15 protein-coding genes and 1 riboswitch are annotated in these 15,909 nt (G+C 71.9%); of the genes, 7 read left to right on the top strand and 8 right to left on the bottom strand.

The annotated features are described in order from the left end of the window. Window positions 1-45: 45 nt before the first annotated feature. Window positions 46-966: an SPFH domain-containing protein gene (locus ACWENQ_RS42730; RefSeq protein WP_452419377.1), complete on the bottom strand. Its 921-nt coding sequence runs from the start codon at window positions 964-966 to the stop codon at window positions 46-48. Window positions 967-1,020: 54 nt separating this feature from the next. After that, a complete protein-coding gene (locus ACWENQ_RS42725; protein WP_452419376.1) occupies window positions 1,021-2,304 on the bottom strand; it encodes an MFS transporter in 1,284 nt (427 codons plus the stop codon). A 92-nt stretch (window positions 2,305-2,396) separates the two neighbouring features. Here ACWENQ_RS42725 and ACWENQ_RS42720 point away from each other — a divergent pair, with 92 nt between their 5' ends. The 4 genes from ACWENQ_RS42720 (at window position 2,397) to ACWENQ_RS42705 (ending at window position 5,740) form a co-directional block, all read left to right on the top strand. Beyond that, window positions 2,397-3,092, top strand: coding sequence for a GntR family transcriptional regulator (locus ACWENQ_RS42720; RefSeq protein ID WP_354920716.1), 696 nt, complete (start codon window positions 2,397-2,399; stop codon window positions 3,090-3,092). An 83-nt stretch (window positions 3,093-3,175) separates the two neighbouring features. After that, on the top strand, window positions 3,176-4,135 hold the full coding sequence (locus ACWENQ_RS42715) for a hypothetical protein (protein WP_452419375.1): 960 nt from the start codon (window positions 3,176-3,178) through the stop codon (window positions 4,133-4,135). A gap of 4 nt (window positions 4,136-4,139) precedes the next feature. Then, complete coding sequence (locus ACWENQ_RS42710; RefSeq protein WP_452419374.1) at window positions 4,140-5,138, top strand: WD40 repeat domain-containing protein; 999 nt, start codon at window positions 4,140-4,142, stop codon at window positions 5,136-5,138. A 62-nt stretch (window positions 5,139-5,200) separates the two neighbouring features. Then, entirely contained in the window at window positions 5,201-5,740 is a 540-nt protein-coding gene (locus ACWENQ_RS42705) for an RNA 2'-phosphotransferase (RefSeq protein ID WP_354920707.1), read from the top strand. Between the two features lie 231 nt (window positions 5,741-5,971). On the opposite strand, the gene ACWENQ_RS42700 is transcribed toward ACWENQ_RS42705, so the two are convergent. After that, on the bottom strand, window positions 5,972-6,673 hold the full coding sequence (locus ACWENQ_RS42700; protein ID WP_452419373.1) for a CHAP domain-containing protein: 702 nt from the start codon (window positions 6,671-6,673) through the stop codon (window positions 5,972-5,974). A gap of 15 nt (window positions 6,674-6,688) precedes the next feature. Continuing rightward, window positions 6,689-6,823, bottom strand: a riboswitch (cyclic di-AMP (ydaO/yuaA leader). Window positions 6,824-6,953: 130 nt separating this feature from the next. Between ACWENQ_RS42700 and ACWENQ_RS42695 the strand changes: the two genes are divergently transcribed. Continuing rightward, entirely contained in the window at window positions 6,954-7,394 is a 441-nt protein-coding gene (locus ACWENQ_RS42695) for an SEL1-like repeat protein (RefSeq protein WP_354920701.1), read from the top strand. Here ACWENQ_RS42695 and ACWENQ_RS42690 read toward each other — a convergent pair. Together ACWENQ_RS42690 and ACWENQ_RS42685 are read right to left on the bottom strand one after the other, a co-directional pair. Further along, window positions 7,375-8,334, bottom strand: a complete 960-nt coding sequence (locus ACWENQ_RS42690; protein ID WP_452419372.1) for a Gfo/Idh/MocA family protein — start codon at window positions 8,332-8,334, stop codon at window positions 7,375-7,377. The two genes, ACWENQ_RS42695 and ACWENQ_RS42690, sit on opposite strands and share 20 nt — an antisense overlap. 91 nt (window positions 8,335-8,425) lie before the next feature. Next, on the bottom strand, window positions 8,426-9,250 hold the full coding sequence (locus ACWENQ_RS42685; RefSeq protein ID WP_452419383.1) for an aldo/keto reductase: 825 nt from the start codon (window positions 9,248-9,250) through the stop codon (window positions 8,426-8,428). A 69-nt stretch (window positions 9,251-9,319) separates the two neighbouring features. Between ACWENQ_RS42685 and ACWENQ_RS42680 the strand changes: the two genes are divergently transcribed. Both ACWENQ_RS42680 and ACWENQ_RS42675 read left to right on the top strand, forming a co-directional pair. Then, window positions 9,320-10,288: a hypothetical protein gene (locus ACWENQ_RS42680; RefSeq protein WP_449930906.1), complete on the top strand. Its 969-nt coding sequence runs from the start codon at window positions 9,320-9,322 to the stop codon at window positions 10,286-10,288. Beyond that, complete coding sequence (locus ACWENQ_RS42675; protein ID WP_354920692.1) at window positions 10,285-11,454, top strand: DUF6716 putative glycosyltransferase; 1,170 nt, start codon at window positions 10,285-10,287, stop codon at window positions 11,452-11,454. The genes ACWENQ_RS42680 and ACWENQ_RS42675 overlap by 4 nt, the downstream gene beginning before the upstream one ends. A gap of 82 nt (window positions 11,455-11,536) precedes the next feature. Here the strand turns inward: ACWENQ_RS42675 and ACWENQ_RS42670 are convergent, their stop codons facing one another. From ACWENQ_RS42670 to ACWENQ_RS42660, 3 genes are read right to left on the bottom strand one after another with little or no spacing between them, the layout of a single operon-like run. After that, window positions 11,537-12,805 carry an alpha-2,8-polysialyltransferase family protein gene (locus ACWENQ_RS42670; RefSeq protein ID WP_452419371.1) on the bottom strand — a complete coding sequence of 423 codons (1,269 nt, stop codon included), beginning with the start codon at window positions 12,803-12,805 and terminating at the stop codon, window positions 11,537-11,539. Then, window positions 12,802-13,764 carry a glycosyltransferase family 2 protein gene (locus tag ACWENQ_RS42665; RefSeq protein ID WP_354920686.1) on the bottom strand — a complete coding sequence of 321 codons (963 nt, stop codon included), beginning with the start codon at window positions 13,762-13,764 and terminating at the stop codon, window positions 12,802-12,804. Before ACWENQ_RS42665 ends, ACWENQ_RS42670 begins: the two co-directional genes overlap by 4 nt. A gap of 6 nt (window positions 13,765-13,770) precedes the next feature. Further along, the gene (locus ACWENQ_RS42660) at window positions 13,771-15,834 is read right to left on the bottom strand and encodes an N-acetylneuraminate synthase family protein (protein ID WP_449930901.1); all 2,064 of its coding nucleotides are present in this window, start codon (window positions 15,832-15,834) and stop codon (window positions 13,771-13,773) included. Window positions 15,835-15,909: the final 75 nt, after the last annotated feature.

Raw genomic sequence — 15,909 nt, 5'->3', positions numbered from 1 at the left:
GGGGCGGGGAGGGCTCTGGGCTGAGCCGGGTGCGGCGTGACCCGGTCAGCGTGACGGGACGACGACCGACTGCGGGTTGCCCGGCGCGTAGACGGTGATGCCCTGCGGCAGCGACCGCAGCTTCTCGATCTCCGCGCAGGCCGGGCAGGCGTCGTAGCCGTCCTGTCTGGCCCGGTTCGCCGCCGCCTCCGCCTTCGCCTGCGCGACCTTGGCCTGGGCCTCGGAGACGGCGGCGTTGGCGGCCAGCGACCGGTCGACCGCCTGCTGCACGGCCAGGGGCAGCGTCACCCGGGCCAGCGTGAAGCGCAGCCCGGTCAGGTAGTCGCCGCCGAGCGTGGCGGGCAGGTCGCGGGCCAGGGCGCGGTTGACCCCGTCCTGCACCTGGGCGATGGTCGCGTTGCTGTCCTGGGCGCGCAGCGCGGAGCTGTTCAGCAGCGAGCACGAGGGCACGAGCTCGGCGCAGCGCAGGCCCCCGACCTGGACGCGCAGCGCGTTGTCGATGACCGGCCTGACGGCCTGGCCGAAGAAGGCCGCCCAGCCCTCCTCGCCGTCCCAGGCGTACCGGCCGCCCCGGTAGGTGCGGGTGCCGTACTTGTCGTCGAAGCTCTTGAGCGTCTCGGGGTCGAGGGTGAGGGTGAAGTAGAGCGTGCCTTCGATGCCGAGGTTCACCCCGTCGCTGCTCGGCACCGTCACCACGTCCACGCCGAGCGCGGTGGCCCGCTTGGGGTCGGCGGTGATGGTGTAGAAGCGCTGCTGGGCGGGATAGGTGTGCACCGCCGACCACCAGCCGGTCCAGGTGAGGCCGGAAGCGGGCGGGATGACCTGGCGGACCCGGTTGTCGTCGAGCGGGCCGCCGTCGCGCACGACCGCGACCTGCCCTCCGCTGGTGCTCTCGAAGCCGTGGGCCAGCCCGAGGAGGGTGGGTAACGCGACCACGGCGGCGATGACGATCAGGGTGATTCTCACGGGAGCCTCCCTGGTGGGCGGCGGTGGCAGCCGCCGCCCACGTCCCTTTCGCGGCTATCCGATGGTTTCGGGAACGGGCTTGTGCACGTCCTCGCTCCCGGGCGCGATGGCGAGGCCGAAGGCGGTGACGGCCAGGGCGATCACCACGTAGATGGAGACGGCGAGGGTCGTCTGGTAGGTGGCGTGGAGCTTGAGCGCGATGATCGGGGCGATGGCGCCGCCGACGATGCCGGCCACCTGGTAGCCCATCGACGCGCCGCTGTAGCGCAGGCGGGTGCTGAACAGCTCGGCGATGAAGGCGGCCTGCGGGCCGTACATCGCCGCGTGGGTCACCAGCGCGACCACGGCCGCCAGCACGATGAGCGGGAAGGACCTGGTGTCGAGCAGCTGGAAGAAGACGAACACCCAGACGGCCGCGCCGATCACGCCCGCGAGGTAGACGGTGCGCCTGCCGTACCGGTCGGAGAGCGCGCCGAACAGCGGGATCAGCACGAGCTGGCAGGCCGAGCCGATGAGGACGGCGTTGAGGCCGACCGAGCGGTCCATGCCGAGCACGGTCGTGAGGTAGAGCAGGATGTAGATGGTGAAGGTGTAGAAGGCCACGTCGACGCCGATGCGGGCGGTGAAGGCCGACAGCAGCGCGCGGGGGTGCCTGCGCAGCACCTCGATCAGCGGCATCTTGGCCTTGGCGCCCTTCCGCTCCACCTCCTGGAACAGCGGCGACTCGGTGATCTTCACCCGGACCCAGAGGCCGACCAGCACCAGCACGCCCGACAGCAGGAACGGCACCCGCCAGCCCCATGACAGGAAGGCCTGCTCGGACATGGTGGCGTCCAGGATGCCCAGCAGGGCGGTGGCCAGGATGAAGCCCGCGGGGACGCCGACCTGCGGCCAGCTGGCGTTGAAGCCGCGCCGCCGCGGGTCGCCGTGCTCGATGGACATGATGACCGCGCCGCCCCACTCGCCGCCCAGGCCGAGGCCCTGGACGAACCTGAGCGCGCCGAGGAGGACCGGTGCCGCCGCCCCGATGGCGTCGTAGGTCGGCAGCACGCCGATGAGGAAGGTCGAGATGCCCATCACCAGCAGCGTGACCACGAGCACCGTCTTGCGGCCGACCTTGTCGCCGAAGTGGCCGAAGACGATGCCGCCGAGCGGGCGGGCCACGAAGGCGACGGCGTTGGTGACCAGGGCGAGCAGGGTCGCGTTGAGCGGGTCGAAGGTCGGGAAGAACAGCTTGCCGAACACCAGCGACGCCGCCGTGCTGTAGAGGAAGAAGTCGTACCACTCCAGCGACGTGCCGATCAGGCTGGCGAGGATCACTCGCCGCGTCTGGTGCATAGTCATCGCTCCTAGAGATGGGGGTGTTCTTTTGAATCTAAGGATCGTTGAACAATTCGACAAGGGTTTTGTTCGATGCTTCCCTGAGGGGTGTGGAGAACGTGGTCGCGGCGCTTGAACACGAACGGGTCCGTCTGGGGCGCAGCAGCACGGCCGAGCGAGTGGCCGACATCCTGCGCGAGCACATCATCGAGGGGCTGTTCGCCCCCGGTCAGCGGCTGTCGGAGGAGGCCATCGGCAACGCGCTCGGCGTCTCCCGCAACACCCTCCGCGAGGCCTTCCGGCTCCTCGGCCACGAGCGGCTGCTCGACCACAAGCTCAACCGCGGCGTCTTCGTCCGCGTCCTGTCGGCCGCCGACGTCGCCGACCTCTACCAGATGCGCCGGGTTCTCGAAGGGGCCGCGGTACGGCGCACCGCCTCGCCCGAAGCGCTGGCCCTGATCAAGGAGACGGTGGAGGAGGCCGAGCGGTCCGCGCTGGCCGACCGCTGGCAGGACGTCGGCACCGCCAACAGCCGCTTCCACCAGGCGCTGGTCGCGCTCCACCGCAGCCCGCGGCTGAACGAGGCGATGCGCCAGCTGCTGGCCGAGCTGCGCCTGGTCTTCCACGTCATGAGCAATCCGCGCGCGCTGCACGAGCCGTTCGTCGAGCGCAACCGGCAGCTGCTGGAGCTGCTGGCGGCGGGGCGGGCCGACGAGGCCGGCACCTTCCTCGAGAGCTACCTCGACGACGCCGAACGGCTGCTGCTGCACGCCTACGAGCCGCTGGACGCGTCCGGCACGCGATGACCGGCTGAGCCAAGCCGTGTCCCAGCTGTGACCAACCTCTCCGCCTCGCCGGCAGTCCAACCCGGTGAAGGAGGAGAGGCACCATGCGAAGGACACTTCTGGGGGCGGCGGTGGTCGCGGTGGCGGCCGCGGGACTGCCTGCCCTGGCCCACGCCGACAGTGCGGGGACGGCCGGCGCCGCGTGGGTGGGCTCGTGCGTCAGCCCGGACGAGCGCAGCCGCGCCTGCGGGGCCTGGCGGTTACGGCTGCGCTCGGGCAAGCAGGTCACGGTCGCCGACGCGGCCGCCACCTCGGTCGACGCCTACGGGCGCGCGACCGACGAGACCGGCGCGTTCGCCGTCAGCGCCGACGGCCGGTGGATCGTCTACGAGCGCGGGAGCGACCACCGCCTGGCCGTGCGCAGGGCGGCAGGCGGCCGCGTCACGCTGCTGCCCAAGTCGCTGACCAGGCTCGGCACCGACGTCCTGACGGTCCGGCTGTCGCCCTCGGGCGACCGGGTCCTGCTGGAGTACGACGACACCGACGCCAAGGAGCCCGGCAAGATCGTCACGGTGGCCACGGGGAAGATCGTGAAGCTGCCGGCGGGGGACGATCTGGAGGGCTTCAGCGCCGACGGCGACGAGGTGCTCGCCCAGCGCTACAACAACGACAACACCACGACGCTGCTCGCCGTCGGGCTGGACGGCAGCAGGTTCGCGCAGGTCCCGCCGCAGGTGGTGATCAACGCCGCCACGCGGGCGCTGGCGGCCGACGGCCGCACGGTGGCGGTGCTCGCGGGGGAGAAGCCCAGGCTGCGGCTGTACGACCTGAGCACGGACCGGCTGGCCGCGGCGGTCGACGTGCCGCTGCCCAAGGGCAGCGAGGTCTACCACGTCCAGTGGAGCGGCGCCGACCGGCTGACGGTCAAGACGCAGTCGGGCGGGGACGACAAGCCGACGGTGGTACGGGTGCTCACCGTCGACACGGCGACGGGCGCGGTCAAGCCCGTGGAGACCTTCACGTTCACCGCCAGGCAGCACGCCTGGATGACGGCGGGAGAGTGACGAGATGAAGCTCAGGATCCTGGCGGCCGTCGCCGTCGCCCTGGCGGTGCTCGGCGTGCCGGGCCAGGCCGCGGTCGCCGGCCCCGGTCAGGCGCCGGGTCACGACCGGGGACATGACCACGCCCAGAGCAGGGGCGACGCCATCCGCTACGCCTCCGCCCAGGGCTGCCCGCAGAAGGACGGCACCGTCGTGCCCTGCGGCACCTGGCGGCTGGTCTCCCACAAGGGCGAGGTCACGCCGCTGAAGGACGCGCAGCTGCGCGCGCTGGGCGCGGACGGCAAGCCTGTCGACTACGCCGTCGCGCCCGTCGCGGTCTCCGGCGACGGCACCCGGGTCGCCTACTTCACCAAGGCCGGCCACCTGGCCGTCCGCACCGTGAAGGGCGGTGTCCGCGTGCTGTCGAAGGACGCGCTGCCACCCAGGACCAGCCAGTACGACGTGACGCTGCAGCTGTCCGACGACGGGGCCAGGCTCGCCGTCGTCGCCGGCAGGGCGCAGGTGTTCGACACCGCGACCGGCGCCAGGCTCGGGACGCTGCCCAGGAACAGCGTCTTCGTCGGCTTCAGCGGCGACGGGGAGAAGGTGCTGGCCACCATGGACGGCGCGGAGTCGGTGCTGGAGATGCACGTCTACGATCTGGCGGGCCGGCGGCTGCTGAGCGACACGCCGCCGCAGCTGGTGTCGGCCAACGGCCCGCACGCGCTGCACGCCGACGGCAGGACGATCGCGGTGCTGGTCGGGGGGACCAAGGTGAAGCTCTACGACCTGGCGGACGGCCAGGTCGTCGGAGGCCACGCGATCAAGCTGCCCAAGGAGGGCACGGTCCACAAGCTCGACTGGACCGGCGACAACCAGGTGACCCTGCACGTCTCCCAGTACCCCACGGGCAAGGCCACCAGGATGACCGTCCTGCAGCACGACGTGACCTCGGGCGCGACCAGGGTCCGCGACAGCTACTCGATGCTCAAGGACACGTTCGTCTTCGCCGCCTGCGGCGGCTGAGCGCGGCCCCGCCCGCCGTACCCCCTTTGCCGGGTACGGCGGGCGGTCGGCACAATGCCCGCATGACCGACAGGACCGTGCGGATCTCCAAGTACCTGGCCAGGCACCTGCGCCACGACCCCGCCGCCATCGGGATCACGCTGGACGAGCACGGCTGGGTGCCGATCGACGAGCTGCTGGCGGCCGCGGCCAGGCACGGCTTCCCCATCACCAGGGATGAGCTCGACACGGTGGTGGCCGACAACGACAAGCGGCGCTACGCGATCAACGGCGACCGCATCAGGGCGAGCCAGGGCCACTCCGTGCCCGTCGACCTGGGACTGGCGCCGGTGGAGCCGCCGCACGTCCTCTACCACGGCACCGTCGGGCGCAACCTGGCCGCCATCAGGCGCTCGGGCCTGCTGCCGATGACCAGGAGGCACGTCCATCTGTCGGCCGACAGGCAGACGGCGGTGCGGGTCGGCTCCCGGCGCGGCGTCCCGGTGGTGCTGGTCGTCGACGCGCGGGCGATGCACGCGGCCGGGCACGAGTTCGTCGTCAGCGCCAACGGGGTGTGGCTCACCGACGCCGTGCCGGCTGCTTACCTGCGGTTCCCCGGCTGATCGGTGCAGACAGGGGGATGGACGAGGGTCCTGCGGGTGGCCGGAGGGCACGCGCGCTGAGACGGCGCCGTCGCGGCCCGGGGGAACGTTCTGCGGGGGAACGTACTGCGGGGGGAACGGGGTGGCCGGTCCGAGGGGACCGGCCCGAGCCCGTGGGTGGCCCCCGTCACCGGAGCGGCGCGTGGCCGTCCTGGCGACAGGGCCGGGGGGAATGCGGGGGAAGGGGAAGCGTCAGCCGCCGTAGCTGGGGTAGCCGTAGCCGACGACCTGCGACTTCGGACGGACACGCTGCTCGACGGCGCCGTTGCCGGTGTTGCCCTCGATCGTGCTGATCGTGCCGTCGCCGTTGTCCTTCTCGACGAAGCCGACGTGGTCGATGGAGTCGAGGCTCTTGCTGCCGTCCCAGGCGAAGAAGACGACGGCGCCGGGCTTGGGCGCGGTGCCCCAGCGCTTGTTGGCCTTGAACCACTTGGCGTGGGTCACCGTGTAGGCGTCCCAGCCGACCTGCGTGCGGGCGCCGGTCATCTCACCGACCCACGAGACGAACATCGCGCACCACGGGGCGTTGGCGTACGCGCTGACGTCGCCGCCGTCCCTGACGACCGTCTCCCTGGCGCGCTGCGATCCGACGTACCAGTTCTGGAACTTGGTTCCGCCGCCCGCGGAGTTCTCCTTGACGCCGACCTGCTTCTTGGCCTCGGTGAGAACGACGGTGGCGGAGGGGATGACCTTGGCCTCCGGCCTGGCGGCGGCGGGCTTGCCGGCCTCCTCCTTGGGCGCCTTGGCGAGGACGGCTACCCGCTGGCTCTCGGACAGCGGGAGCTTCTCGGCCTGGGCGGCGGTGGGAACGAACGAGCCGGCGATGACGACGGCGCCGAGCGCGGCATGCGCGTAGGTGAGCTTCGGGGCACGGCTACGGCTGGGCTTTGCCATGGGAAGGGGAACTCCTTGCTAGCTTCCTGCCGCTTACCGGGTTAGCTGACGGGTTCGGACGCGAAGCTGCCCTACGGCACGGTGTGCCGATTCACCCCAGAGGAAGTGGGTCCCCGGTTCCGCATGGTGCGGATTCAGCGGTCACAGGCGAACCTGTGATGATTGCAATGACAGGCAATGTCCGGAATGCCCGGTTTATGCCTTGAGTGAGCCTAAGGTAATACACGAGGCAAGTAGCTTACAAATTGATAAAGGTCCGGCGATCATTTACGGTCAGGTCATGTCGCCACAGGACCTGTTCAACAGGGGGCTGCGGGAAGACGGACACCGTCCGGACGAAGCCCGGCGATGGTATCTCCTGGCGATCGCATCGGGCCATCCGGCCGCCGTCCAGCGGGCGGCCTTCAACCTCGCGCTGATCGAGGACGAGAGCGGCCACCTCGACGCGGCCCGCCACTGGTACGGCAGGGCCGGCACGCCCAGGGCGATGTTCAACCTCGGCGTCCTGGAGGACTGCTGCGGCAACACCGACGCGGCCCGGCGCTGGTACGCCAGGGCCATCGAAACCGGCCACGAGGAGGCCGCGCCGCGCGCCATGTTCAACCTCGGCCTGCTGGAGGGCAGGGAGGGCCGCCCCGACCGGGCCCGCGCCCACTTCCGGGCGGCCGCGGGCTCCGGCCACGCCGAGGCGGCGGCCCGCGCTACCGAGCGCCTAGCCTGACCCTGGCGTCCTCCAGCATCCGCATCATCGCCAGGCTCTCGTCCAGCGGCATGACCGAGCTCTCCGTCCTGCCGTCGGCCAGCGCGGCGCGCACCTCGCGCACCTCCTCGGCGTAGCCGTTCATGGCGGGGTCCAGGACGAGCTCCTCCGGATCCACGCCCGGCCCCGACAGCACGATGCGCCGCGGCGCCCAGAACGGCGCGGCGATGTCGGCCCGCAGCCCCGTGCCCACCACGGTCGCGGTGTTGGCCAGCGGGCTGAGCAGCGAGGTTTCGACCAGCGCCCTGGTGCCGCCCGCGTAGGTGAGCAGCGCCGCCACCTCGGCGTCCACGCCGGAGGGGCCGAGCGATCCGGTGAGATGCGTCTCAGCCGGCTCGCCGAGCAGCAGCTGCGCCAGCCCGAACGGGTAGATCCCCAGGTCGAGCAGCACCCCGCCGCCGAGCGCGGGGTTCCAGAGCCGGTGCTCGGCCGCGTAAGGCTGGACGAAGCCGAACGAGGCCTGCACCGAGCGCAGCTCCCCGAACCTCTCCTCCGTCAGCAGCGCCCTGATCAGGGGATTGAAGCGCATCCACATCGCTTCCATCAGGAACACGCCCGCCTGCCTGGCCAGCTTCACCATCCGCTCGGCGTCGGCCACGCTCGCGGCGAGAGGTTTCTCACACAGCACGGCCTTGCCCGCCGCGATGGCCGCCTCGGCCACCTCCAGATGCTGCGCGTGCGGGGTGGCCACGTAGATCACGTCGACGGCGGGGTCCTGGCACAGCTGGGCGTAGGAGCCGTAGGCCGCGTCCGCGCCGAGCGCCGCCGCCAGCTCCGCGGCCCTGCCCTGGTCGCGGGAGCCGACCGCGGCCACCCGCATGCCGGGCTCCGCGGCGATCACCGCGCCGACCATCCTGGCGATCCCGCCCGTGGCCGCGATGCCCCACGCTAACTCACGCATGACGAACCTCCCTTTCCGCGATCAATCCTCCCTTATCGCGGACATGCGAACGGCCCGCGCCGGCGGCGCGGGCCGTGCCCGTTCGGTCATGTCAGCCCATCCAGTTGAACGTGGCGGGGTCGGGACCGAGGCGCGTGCCGGTGTTCAGCGCGCCGATCGCCGCCATGTCCTCCGGGTCGAGGGTGAAGTCGAACACGTCGATGTTCTCCCTGATCCGCGAAGGGGTGACCGATTTGGGGATCACCACGTTGCCGAGCTGGACGTGCCAGCGCAGCACGACCTGCGCGGGCGACTTGCCGTGCTTGCGGCCCAGCGTGGCCAGCGCCGGATCGTCGAGCAGCCTCCTGCCCTGCCCGAGCGGGCTCCACGCCTCGGTGAGGATGCCGTTGGCCTCGTGGAAGGCGCGCAGCTCCGGCTGGGGGAAGCGGGGGTGCAGCTCGATCTGGTTGATCGAGGGGACGATCTCGGTCTCGTTCATGAGCCGCTCGAGGTGGGCGATCGTGAAGTTCGACACGCCGATCGCACGCACCCTGCCGTCCTTGTAGAGCCGCTCCATCGACTTCCACGCCTGGACGTACTTGTCCTGCGCGGGGACGGGCCAGTGGATGAGGTAGAGGTCGAGCTGGTCGAGCCCCAGCCGGGAAAGGCTCGCCTCGAAGGCCGCCTCGGCCCTGTCGTGGTCGTCGTTCCACAGCTTGGTGGTGATGAACAGCTTCTCGCGCGGAACGTCCGCGCGGGCGATCGCCCGGCCCACGCCCTCCTCGTTGAAGTAGAGCCTGGCGGTGTCGATGCTGGTGTAGCCGGCCTCGATGGCGAAGGACACGGCCCGCTCCGCCTCGTCGTCGGGAACCTGCCAGACGCCGAAGCCGAGTTGCGGTATCTGCACGCCGTCGGTGTTGAGCAGCAGCGAGTTCATGTTCATCTCTCCATTGTTAACGTCGCGTTGGCTGGCACTTCGAGTGGGCGTCCTACCGTGGCGCGTGTCGTGAACGAACAGGAATCCGTGGCCTGGGTGGAGTCGCCACTTCAGATGCTCTGCGCCGTCGAGGCCCACCACGCCGGGCTGCTGGGAGACCGGACGCTGGTGGTGCCGCGCGCCGGGCTGCGCCCGCTGGCCACCACCAGGCGGGAACTGCTCAGGCTCGACCTGCCGCGCGGGCTGGAGCTGGCCGAACCCAGCGAGCGCATGCCCCGCACGCTCAACGCCGTCGGCGACGCCTTCTCCGGCCGGGTCCAGCTGCGCTGGGTCATGATCCGCCCCGGTCGCGTCGTGATCGTCGACGACGGGCTCGCCACGATCCGGCTGCTGGAGCTGCTGTCGGCCCGCCCCGCCAGGCCGCTGCTGCGGGCCCGCGCCGAGCCGAGCGCCTGGCGGACCACGCTCGGCCTGCTGGCGGCCGGACGGCTGCGCCGTACCGCCCGCAAGGGCGCGCTGTCGGTGTTCACGGCCCTTCCCGTGCCAGGCGAGCTGGCGGCGGCCGTCCGGCAGGCCGGCGTCGAGCTGGCCGGCCACGACTTCGACTGGCTGCGCGCGCAGCCGATGAGCACGCCCGGCCCCTCCGAGCGGACGGTCGTGCTCGGCACCTCCCTGGTCAGGAACGGCCTGGTGCACCGCGAGCGCTACCTGCGCTGGCTGACGGAGCTGGCGGCCGAGGAGCCGCTGGCCTACTACCCGCACCGCCGCGAGGACCCCGTCGACCTGGCCCTCATCCGCGAGCGGCCCGGCATCACCGTCCACGCCCCCGGCGTTCCAGCCGAGCTGACCCTGCGCGGCCTGTCCGCCGAGCAGCGCGTGGTCAGCCTCCCCTCGACCGCCATCAGCTCGCTGCGGGTGCTGCTCAGCCCGCGCGGCGTCGCGGTCGAGCCCGTGCACGTGCCCGACGACTGGTGGACCAGCCGCGCGGCGCCATCCCTCCGATCCCACCTGCAGATGTTCTCGGGAGTACCCAGTTGAAGGTCCTGGCTCTGGCCGATTCCGACTCGTACCTGAAGTGGGCGGCCAGTCTCCTGGACGACCTGCCCGCCGACTGCGTGACGGAGCTCGCGGTCGTGCGCACCCCGATCACCCCCTCACCGGAGCAGATCGCCGCCGCGGTCGCCGGGACGCGGTCCTCGGCCGTCCCCGTGCTGTCGGCGCGGGCGCTCAGGCGCGCGGCCGAACGGCTGCGGCCCGACGCGATCCTCGTGGCGTGCACGGGACCGGTCGTCGACGTGCTGGTCGCCGAGGTCCTCGACGGCCTGCGGCCGCGACCCGTCTTCGTCACGGGACTGCCCGGCATCTCGGTCCCCGCCACCGAGAAGGCCTGGCTCTTCCGCAGTGGCTGCGACCTGTTCGTCGTGCACAGCGGCAGGGAGGTCGCCGAGTTCGGCGCGCTGGCCGCCCGGCTCGGCGGGGGCGGCGCGGTGGGGCTGGCCAGGTTGCCGTTCCTGCGTGACGTGCCCCCCGTCGAGGGCGGCAACCGGGTGGTGTTCGCCACCCAGGCCAAGGTGCCGCGGCGGCGCGAGGACCGCGAGACGATCCTGCGCGCGCTGGCCACGCTCGCCGCCGCCCGGCCTGACCTCGATGTCGTGGTCAAGCTGCGGGCGCTGGAGGACGAGCGGCAGACCCACAACGAGCGCTACCACTACCAGCGGCTGTGGCGGGAGCTCGGCCTCGACGGCGACGTCCGCTTCGCGGCCGGCCCGATGCACGAGCACCTCGCGCACGCCGCCGGGTTCGTCACCGTCAGCTCGACCGCGGCGCTGGAGGCGATCGCCCAGCGGGTGCCGCTGCTGGTGCTGTCGGACTTCGGGGTGAGCGCCGAGATGATCAACCTGGTGTTCGAGGGCAGCGACGTCCTCGGCACGCTCGACGAGGTCGCGGAGGGCGCCTTCCGCTCGCCGTCGCCCGCCTGGTGCGCGGAGAACTACTTCCACCCCGCCAACCGCAGCGACTGGGTGGCGCTGCTCACCGCGCTGGTCATCGGGCCGCGCACACCGGCCAGGTCGTTGCTGGACGGGCCGGAGCACGTGGCCGCGCGCCGCCGCGCCCGCCTGCGCGTGGAGGTGCCGCCGCAGGTGCTGCGGGCTGGCTACCGCGCCAAGCGCAGGGTCCGCAGGTACATCAAGTCGTTCACCTGAACGCCACGTGCCCCGAGGGAGGCGGCTCCCTCGGGGCACGGAACACCGGTGGCCCAGTGGGCTTGAGGCCTCGCAGGCGGCCTCAGCCGAGCGTGCGGGACAGACGGCGGCGGATGCGGCTCAGCGTGCCGGGCCGTTCCCCCTCCGGCAGCAGCCCCAGCGCCTTCAGCCGCTGCCTCTTGAAATACCGGCCGGCGCCGTGCTCGGCGACGAACGTCTCGGTGCCGGCGCGCAGCTCGGGATGGGCTTCGCTCTGCATGCAGTACCCGACCGCGCCCACCAGGCGCGAGATCTCCACCGGCGGCGCCGCGGTGAGCCTCCCGTCCGCGGCCAGCCGGGGCAGCAGCGCGTCGATGATCGTCACCGGGATCCTGTTGCTGTTCTCGAACGGCGACAGCCGCTCCAGCACCGTCGACGTCCCGTACGAGGCCGCATCGAGCCCGAAGAAGCGGGCGGCCGTGACCAGGCCGGTCGAGAAGCATCCGACGACCAGCGCGGGCCGCAGCGCCGCGAAGCACACCTCGGCCGGCACGCTCTCGCCCGCCACGACCAGCCGCACGCCCAGCTCGTCGGCGCCGGCCCGCAGCAGCTGCGTGTGCCGCCGGCCCGCGGCGGGATGCGGCTTGAACACCACGCTGTCGTGCCCGCGCGCGACGAGCCCGCGCAGCATCGCCATGTGCAGCTCGTGCTCCTCCTCGGGCGTGACGATGTCGAGCGACGACAGGTACTGCCCCAGGATCATCGCCTCGCCGGCCATCATGTCGGGCGCGGTGCCCGCCACCTGACCGACCACCGAGAGGAACGCCTCCTGCGACAGGGTGGCGGCCGGCACGCCGTACTCCGACAGCAGCAGCGGCCGCAGCCCCGGGACCAGGTCCAGATGCAGGAGCCGGGTGACGCGCCGGAAGATCTCGGCCGGCAGCGGGTCGCGGGTCGGGCCGTAGCTCATGAGACCGTCGGAGTAGACGGTGATGGGGCAGTCGCGCACCAGCCCGGCGATCGTGCGCGCCGGCGGCACCGCGATCGACTCGAGCACCAGCTCCTCGACCGTGTCGAGGCCCAGCGACGCCCCGATCAGCCTGCTCATCATCGGCACCTCGATGACGCGCGCCTTCCAGTCGGACGGGTGCAGCGGCGCGATGAGCTCGTTCCACGAGCGCACCTCGTCGAAGCGGGAGCGCAGCGCGGCGAACCCCGGCATCTGGTCCAGCGGCGTGGACACCTCCGGGACGGCCGTGTTCGTGGAGACGATCAACAGCCGGCGCCCGCCCTCGCCGAAGTGGCCCGCGTCGATCGCCGCGGCCAGTGACATCGCCCCGAACAGGGTCGAGGCGTAGAAGACCCGCGTCACAGCTCCTCCCTCCGCACCCGCACGCCGGCGGGGATCTCAGGCAGCAGCGCGCGCAGCGTCTGCTCGCGCTCGACGGACATGCGCGGCACGGCGTCGGCGACCAGCTCGGCCGGCAGCGACCGCACCATCGCCACGCCCCGCGCCTCGAACCGCCGGCGCAGCTCGGGCGTGAACCTGTCGGCCAGCTCCAGGTGGTGGGCCAACAGCGCGCAGAAGTTGCGCACCGCCTTCGGCAGGAACTCCGGCTCCAGGTCCTCGAAGACGAGCTCGAAGGCGTCGAAGAAGTGCAGCTGCCGCTCGTCGCCGATCTGGGTCAGCGAGCCGGTCACGCCCCTGCGGTAGAACAGCCCGGCCAGCGACGCCACCGCGAACGAGGCGGCCTGCCGGTGCAGGCGCCAGATCCACGGCCGGTCCTCGGCCGTGTGCAGCGATCCAGGGAAGCGCAGCAGGTCGCCCAGCGTGCGCCGGTAGATCCCGGCCCAGGCGTAGGGATAGTCGACCATCGTCCTGACATCGGCCGGCAGGATCGCGTCGCGCGGGTCGAGCACCAGGCCCCGGCGCGCCTCCGGAGCCCGGTGCACCACCCGCTTGCGTCCCTCGGCCTGCACGTGGTCGACGCGGACGAAGTCGCAGCCGAGCCCGTCGATCGCGGCGACGAGGTCGGACAGGTAGCCGGGGGCGAGCCAGTCGTCGCCGTCCATGAACGTCACATAGGTGCCCGAGGCGAGCTTCAACCCCGTGTTGCGCGCGTCGGCCAGCCCGACGGGCGCCGGGTTGCGCACCAGCGACAGGCCCGGCACCTCCGACTCGGCGACGATGGCGGCCGTGTCGTCCACCGAGCCGTCGTCCACGACGATGAACTCGAAGTCACGCCGGGTGTTGCGGGCCAGCGAGGCGAGCGCGTCGGGGATGAAGCGCTCGCCGTCGCGGACCGGTACGACGACGGAGAGGGTGATCACTCGCCGTCACACCGTGACCCTGCGGAGCCTGGCCTTCGGCGCCTCCTCGCCGGGGAAGACGCGCTTGACGCCGTCGCCCATGGCCTGCTCGATGATCCTGATGTCGCGCACCAGGTGCTCGAGGCCGGCCGGCTCCAGCGAGGCGGCGTGGTCGGAGCCCCACATCGTGCGGTCCAGCGTGATGTGGCGCTCGACGGTGACCGCGCCCAGCGTGACCGCGGCCAGCGAGATCTGCAGGCCGCGCTCGTGCCCCGAGTAGCCGACCGGCACGCCGTACCGCTCCTTGAGCGTGGTGATCGTGCGCAGGTTGGCCTCCTCGGGAGGCAGCGGGTAGGTGGACGTGGCGTGCATCATGATCAGTTTGTCGGTGCCGAGGATGTCGACCGCCTGGTCGATCTCCTGCAGCGTGGACATGCCGGTCGACAGGATCAGCGGCTTGCCGGTCGCGGCCAGGGCGCGCAGCAGCTCGTGGTCGGCGACGCTGGCCGAGGCGATCTTGTGGACCAGGACGTCCATCTCCTCGAGGAACTCCACCGACGGCACGTCCCACGGCGAGGCGAACCAGTGCAGGCCACGCTCGTCGCAGTACTTGGCGATCTGGGTGTACTCCTCGCGGCCGAACTCGGTGCGCTCCTTGTACTCCAGGTAGGTCATCTCGCCCCACGGCGTCTGCCTCATCTGGGAGCGCTGCTCGACCGGCACGCAGATCTCGGGCGTGCGCTTCTGGAACTTCACCGCCTGGCAGCCGGCGTCGGCCGCCACGTCGATGAGCCGGCGGGCGATGTCGATGTCGCCGTTGTGGTTGATGCCGATCTCGCCGATCACGTAGACCGGCTCGCCGTCGCCGACCAGCAGGTCGCCGATGGCCACCGGCTTCGGCTGGCCGATCCGCAGCGAGGCCCTGCTGAGGGGCACGGGGGCCGGCGCCGGATCCTGGACGGCGGGCCGGGCGGCGAGCACGCGCTCGCACAGCTCCCTGACCGCGCCGTCGCCGCCGGACCTGGTCAGCACGACCCGCGCGGCGGCCTTGACGCTCGGGTGCGCGTCGGGCACCGTGACCGGCCAGCCGACCAGCGACATCGGGCCCAGGTCGTTGACGTCGTTGCCCACGTAGGCGACGCGCGCGGGGTCGAGGCCCTCGATCGTCAGCCAGTCGCGCAGCACGGTCCGCTTCTCGGCCAGGCCCTGCAGGACCGGCACACCCAGCTTGCGGGCGCGGGCGGCCACGACCGGGTTCTGCTCGGTGGACATCACCAGCAGCTTCACCCCCGAACGGCGCAGCAGCGAGATGCCCATGCCGTCGGAGCGGCTCACCAGGACCATCTCGCGGCCCTCGGAGTCGACGTAGGCGCGGTCGTCGGTGTGCACGCCGTCGAAGTCGGTGATGACCGCGTCGACGTCGATCGGCCCGGGCAGGTCGACCAGCGGCGCGAGCGCCCTGGCCGTCTCCAGGTCCTCGGGCTCGTCGATCTCGATGGCGTGGCGGGTGGGCACCGGCTGCACGGTGACCTCGCCGAAGAAGCGGTGGCCGTGCTCGCGCAGGCCCGCCGTCCGCATGACGTAGAAGGCGCCGGTCTCGCGGAACTCCGCGGGCCGGTCCTGGCGCATCTGCCGGGTGGAGCGGTCGTGGTTGATGCCCGCGCCGTCCGGCGTCCACAGGAAGGCGTGGCTCGGCGCGCCCGACAGGACCGCGTCGGCCTCGCCGTCCAGCACCCTGCGCACCGCCTGCGACAGGTCGGCGGGGTCGATGAAGGCGCTGGTGCACTGCACGAGCACGACGACCTCGGGGTCGCCGCCGAGCGCGTCGAGCGCGTGGAGCACCGCCGACTCGCTCGAGGCCGCGCCGCCGCTCAGCTCGGCGGGCCGCTCGACGACCGTGGCCCCCGCCTCGCGGGCCGCTGCCGCGATCCCCTCATGGTCGGTGCTGACCACCACCTGGTCGACCAGCTCGGCGCCCAGCGCGGCCTTGACGGCGCGGGTCACCAGCGGGACGCCGCCCACCTGGGCGAGGTTCTTCAGGGGAATGCCCGCCGAACCTCCGCGGGCGGGAATGACGGCGAGGACTCGCAACGTGGCTCCTTGGATTGCTTGAGGTGCCAAGGAAGCTAGTCAGGCCATCCGACCGCGCCGGGGATCGCAGCTGAA

The sequence above is a fragment of the Nonomuraea sp. NPDC004354 genome, assembly GCF_053602555.1.
The sequence above is the reverse complement of the archived record's forward strand: the minus strand, read 5'-3'. Positions and strand labels throughout refer to the sequence as shown.

Bases quoted from the DNA above. Each gene is read 5' to 3' on its own strand.
- ACWENQ_RS42725 (WP_452419376.1), bottom strand. From the start codon at position 2,304: ATGCACCAGACGCGGCGAGTGATCCTCGCCAGCCTGATCGGCACGTCG.
- ACWENQ_RS42715 (WP_452419375.1), top strand. From the start codon at position 3,176: ATGCGAAGGACACTTCTGGGGGCGGCGGTGGTCGCGGTGGCGGCCGCG.
- ACWENQ_RS42710 (WP_452419374.1), top strand. From the start codon at position 4,140: ATGAAGCTCAGGATCCTGGCGGCCGTCGCCGTCGCCCTGGCGGTGCTC.
- ACWENQ_RS42705 (WP_354920707.1), top strand. From the start codon at position 5,201: ATGACCGACAGGACCGTGCGGATCTCCAAGTACCTGGCCAGGCACCTG.
- ACWENQ_RS42700 (WP_452419373.1), bottom strand. From the start codon at position 6,673: ATGGCAAAGCCCAGCCGTAGCCGTGCCCCGAAGCTCACCTACGCGCAT.
- ACWENQ_RS42695 (WP_354920701.1), top strand. From the start codon at position 6,954: ATGTCGCCACAGGACCTGTTCAACAGGGGGCTGCGGGAAGACGGACAC.
- ACWENQ_RS42690 (WP_452419372.1), bottom strand. From the start codon at position 8,334: ATGCGTGAGTTAGCGTGGGGCATCGCGGCCACGGGCGGGATCGCCAGG.
- ACWENQ_RS42685 (WP_452419383.1), bottom strand. From the start codon at position 9,250: ATGAACTCGCTGCTGCTCAACACCGACGGCGTGCAGATACCGCAACTC.